Genomic DNA, 4,669 nt, shown 5'->3' with positions numbered 1-4,669 from the left:
TGTTGATCGTTGAATTAGCGATGACGGAGCCAGATCCATCCAGGATGATTGGTTCGCCGTAGGCGCTGTACGCATAGCGTTCAGCTATGGCGCCCGTCGATGTTGTTACAGCAGTGATGGAGTACTGTTGGTTGCGATGATAGTAGTGGATCGTTCCACCCGTCCCTGCTCCTTTGCGAACCACTGGTTCGTCAATGTAGCTAGCGTAAACGTAGCGGTAGAGCGGTGAACTTGGAGCATCTCCTACTCCATAGTCTGCGATCGTTTGTTGATCGCTCTGAACGTAAACGAACGAACCACTACTACCGACTCTTGCAACACGTCGACCCAAGGCATCGTATTTGTACTCGACATCCGTCGAACTGTTGTTCCCTACATCCACACTCTTGAGCTTGTTGTCGAAATCCCATTGCAGGCTGTAAGCGTACAGCGGCCGTAGGTTTTTGAGCCAGCATGGCTTGGAATCGTGGGGTAGGTTTCTATCGTTCGCCCAACGATTTCACACTCTCGCAGGATCTCCACTCATGGCTCAATCCAATGAAAGCAAAACTCAGCTCTGGAACAAGCGGCTACGACAATTTGAAAATTCCTCCCTCACCGTCGCCGAGTTCTGTCAGTCGATAGGTTGCTCCATTCCGACATTCTACCAATGGAGAAACAAGCTCCAAGCTTCGAAACCAGCGCTGCCAAAGCCTGCCTTTCTCCAAGTCCAGTCCGAGCCCCATGCCGCTCACATTCAAGTCAAGCTCCTATCAGGAATCGTCATCTCGCTTCCGATTGAAGCCATCGACTCCTTGCCTCGCCTCTTGGACCGAGTCGCTTAGATGCTCGCCATCAATCCACAGGTCAAGATCTACTTGCACACCGAGCCGATCGATATGCGCAAGAGCTTCGATGGGCTATTTGGAATCATCAAGTCAGACCTTCATCTCGACGTCAGAGACGGAGGGGTTTTTATGTTCCTCAACTTGCGTCGCAATCGGATCAAGCTCATGTATTGGGATCGCGACGGCATCGCGATTTGGATGAAGAAGCAGAAACCAGAAGACACCCATTTCGACATCTTTACAGAAGTCCGATTTGGTCGTACTTTCAAAGGAATCGTTGACGAAACTCGTTCAACTCATTTCTGAACACCGCATTCAAAACGGAGGAATGCAATGCAAGCTAAACCAGGAAGAAACGCTCCCCCCCGCGCATAGCCAGCCCGGAAGCGGCTTTGCAAGTTCCTCTCGCACAACTATGGGAGAAGCTCGGCCACACCCAAAGGCTGATAGTGCTCAACGAGTTGACCAAGGTCCTCATCAAGCGACTGCCTCTACAAGAAAAGGAGGTCGATCGTGATTACGAGTGAACGACCGAGCGGACCAATCGCCTCCAAAACGCCTTCGAAGATTAATCACACGCACCTAGGTCGTCTTGCTATCGTGTACGTGCGACAGTCGACACAACATCAGGTGCTTCAAAATCGTGAGTCTCGCGAGCGGCAGTATGCTTTAGCTGAATATGCACGACAACTTGGTTGGCCCGAAGATAGAGTTTTGGTTATCGATGAAGACCAGGGGATTAGCGGTAAGTCGGCAGAAAATCGACCTGGGTTTCAACGACTACTTTCCGAAGTAAGCCTCAAGCATGTTGGATTGGTTCTTGGTCTTGAGCTAAGTCGTCTATCAAGATCAAGTTCAGACTGGCATCACTTGATTGATGTATGCGGAGTATTCGGAACTCTTCTTTGCGATGAAGATCGAATCTATGATCCTCTGGATTCCAATGATCGATTATTGCTCGGCATGAAGGGAGCGATGAACGAGTTCGAACTTGTTACGATTCGCAACAGACTTTTACGCGGTTCTTTGAACAAAGCGCAGCGGGGTGAGTTGTATCTTTCCGTTCCTGCTGGATACATCAAGCTAACAAACGGTGAAGTCGCTTTGGACCCTGATGAGCAAGCTCGCGCTTCTGTAACGCTTGTGTTCGATAAGTTCACATCGATACGGTCCGTCTACGGCGTCTTTTCGTACATGCAGCAGAACAATTTGAAAATGGGATTTAGAATGCACAAAGGAGCGAGAAAAGGCGAACTGGAATGGCGGCTACCAACACCAGCTCGAGTGTCGAATATCTTGCACCATCCCATCTACGCAGGAGCATACGCCTATGGGATGCGACGGTACAATAAAATGCACCGCAACTCAGATGGCGTAGAATCAAAGAGCTGGTTTCTTAAACCTGATGACATCGGGATTCTCATTAAGGACAAAGTTCCTGCCTACATTTCTTGGGAGCAGTTTGAATCGAATTTAAAGCAGATTGCTGAGAACCGTTCGAGCTACGAAAACAAAGGGACTCCACGGCGTGGCCAAGCCCTACTTGCAGGTCTAGTTGAATGCGGTCGATGCCAACGCAAAATGACAACAAGCTACAAGACGGACAAGCTGCCAACTTACGCATGCAACGAATTTTTTCGTAATCAAGAGATGGCAGGACATTGCGGTCGAATGGCTACAAAGTCCTTGGATGAACTCGTCTCGCAGCAGGTTCTCAAAGCAATCGAACCAGCCGCTTTAGAGCTCAGTATCGCCTCGATTGCCGATATCGATTCTGAACGTAAGCGACTTCACCTAGAATGGGATCGCCGTTTACAACGAGCTCGATACGAGTGCGAAAAAGCAGAACGACAATATCGATCTGTTGAACCGGAACACCGATTGGTTGCACGTACTCTTGAAACAGCTTGGGAAACTTCATTGGCCGAGATGCAGAAGACGCAAGAGGAGTATCGACGCTTCGATCAGATGACTCCCAAGCAATTGAGTCAGGAAGACATCCAAGCAATCCGTGATCTTTCAAGCTCCATACCTAGTTTGTGGTTAAGTGCGACTACCGCCAATGAAGATCGCAAACGAATCATTCGTGCGATGATTGACAAGATTACCGTCGTACCATCACTTGAAAACGAAAACGTCGATGTCACGATTCAATGGCATGGCGGATTTCACAGTCAGCATTTGATCTACAAAGCGGTTGGTAGCTATCGTCAGCTTCAAGAGTATGATCGTCTCTGCGAGAGAATTCGGGAGCTACATACCAAGGGCTGGCATCACCAAGCCATTGCAGAACAACTCAACAAAGATGGCTTCGTACCACCGCGCCGTCGCGGCGTCTTCACATACCAAAATGTAGGAGAATTGATTCGCAACATCGGACTTCAGGGCGAACTCTTTCAAGATGTCTTGAGAGCAAATGAATGGTGGATTCCGGATCTTTCAACAAAGCTAGGAGTGATCCAGCAACGAGTCCACTATTGGGCTAAGCAAGGCTGGGTTCACTATCGCAAAACTCCATCGAATAAGCACTGGATCGTATGGGCTGATAAAGAAGAGCTCCGCCGACTGCGAAAGTTATGCAAAACCAGTGGGTCGTATACTGCAAAAAACCATCCAGAACTGGTGACGCCCAAGCCGAGACCAAGCCGATGAAACCTCCAGCCGAACGCATGTGGAAATCTTTCAAGCAACTTCTTTTATGGAACAAAAACAGGGGTACTGTGATGACTAAACCAAGCGATTGGAGTCCAATTGCTTCCAGAGACCGCTGCGCTCTTCCGATGGCAAGCACATCATCATCGAACCAACCGAGTTGCAATCGATCCTCGCTGGCATCGACTTAGCGAGCATCAAGATGCGAAAACGATACGTTGCACCCAACCTAATTCCTCACGCGACTAACGCCGCTTCATGAACAAACTTTTTCTTGTCATTCTTTTACAAATTTGCCTTGCGACCACTTGCGCTTTGTACCCCATGCGCTATAGTGACCACATGCAAGACGCAAGCAAACTACCACAAGAACTTAGCACCGCGCACGAAGTCATTACCGTGCAATCGAACAAGCTCGTTGCTTTAGAAACGCAGGTCGATCAGCTCACCAAGGAGCGCGAAGAACTTCGCGCAGAGATTCGCTTCTTGATGTCAGGCAAGAAACGAGAGAAGTTCATCAACGCTGATCAGATGCTTCTCGAGCTCAAGGACGACAAAGAACTCCAAGCGGCGCTTGAATCGGCTAAGAAGGATGCGGAAGAAGAGCTTGAAGCACTCAACAATAATCCAAATCCAAACCCCAAGAAACGCAAGCCTGCTCCGGATAAGTTCCCAGCACACTTACCACGCGAAGATATCGAGGTCGCGATCCCGCCTGCATTCCAAGCTCGCATCAAGTCCGGTGAGTTGTTCGTCAAGCATTACGAGTACACAGAATCCCTCAAAACGATTCCAGCTCAAGCGATTGTGCTTCGGTACAAGCGACCTGTGTTAGCTTATGTAAACGATCCAGAGCGAGTACTGCTGGTCGAAGAGGAAGCAAATCTCGGGGAAAAAGGGCGATATCACCCGTCCACCGCAGCTCATATTATCCAGAGCAAGTTCGGCACGCATCTTCCTCTGTATCGACTTCAGGATGTCTACGCAACGTGTGGCTTGACGCTCAGTCGCTCTACATTGGACTACAACATCGATCTAGCACATGAGGTGACACAAGAGCTTACCAAGGTGATGCTCTCGCGCTTCTTGGCCGCATTCTGCGTCGGATTCGATGACACGCATACGACCTTGATCATGCCAAAAGAAGTTCCAACGATTGATCCGAACAAGACCGATCCGGTAACCTTGCG

Annotated in this window: 5 protein-coding genes; 4 read left to right on the top strand and 1 reads right to left on the bottom strand. The window is 49.3% G+C overall.

What is annotated here, in order from left to right:
* A partial coding sequence (locus tag IM475_RS21410) for a hypothetical protein (RefSeq protein ID WP_287729062.1) occupies nucleotides 1–382 on the bottom strand: 382 nt, incomplete at its 3' end.
* A gap of 142 nt (nucleotides 383–524) precedes the next feature.
* On the opposite strand from IM475_RS21410, the gene tnpA reads away from it, so the two are divergent.
* From tnpA to IM475_RS21395, 4 genes are all read left to right on the top strand, one after another.
* A complete protein-coding gene (gene tnpA / locus IM475_RS23225) occupies nucleotides 525–824 on the top strand; it encodes an IS66 family insertion sequence element accessory protein TnpA (protein ID WP_502865901.1) in 300 nt (99 codons plus the stop codon).
* The gene (gene tnpB / locus IM475_RS21405) at nucleotides 825–1,133 is read left to right on the top strand and encodes an IS66 family insertion sequence element accessory protein TnpB (protein ID WP_287729061.1); all 309 of its coding nucleotides are present in this window, start codon (nucleotides 825–827) and stop codon (nucleotides 1,131–1,133) included.
* Between the two features lie 207 nt (nucleotides 1,134–1,340).
* Nucleotides 1,341–3,479, top strand: a complete 2,139-nt coding sequence (locus tag IM475_RS21400) for a recombinase family protein (protein WP_287729060.1) — start codon at nucleotides 1,341–1,343, stop codon at nucleotides 3,477–3,479.
* 258 nt (nucleotides 3,480–3,737) lie between these two features.
* Nucleotides 3,738–4,669: IS66 family transposase (locus IM475_RS21395; RefSeq protein ID WP_287729059.1), on the top strand; the 932-nt coding region annotated here is incomplete at its 3' end.

The sequence above is a fragment of the Microcystis sp. M061S2 genome (assembly GCF_020245605.1).
Lineage (GTDB): Bacteria > Cyanobacteriota > Cyanobacteriia > Cyanobacteriales > Microcystaceae > Microcystis.
The sequence above is the reverse complement of the archived record's forward strand: the minus strand, read 5'-3'. Positions and strand labels throughout refer to the sequence as shown.

Coding starts and splice junctions, on each gene's coding strand:
- tnpA (WP_502865901.1), top strand. CDS start 525: ATGGCTCAATCCAATGAAAGCAAAACTCAGCTCTGGAACAAGCGGCTA.
- tnpB (WP_287729061.1), top strand. CDS start 825: ATGCTCGCCATCAATCCACAGGTCAAGATCTACTTGCACACCGAGCCG.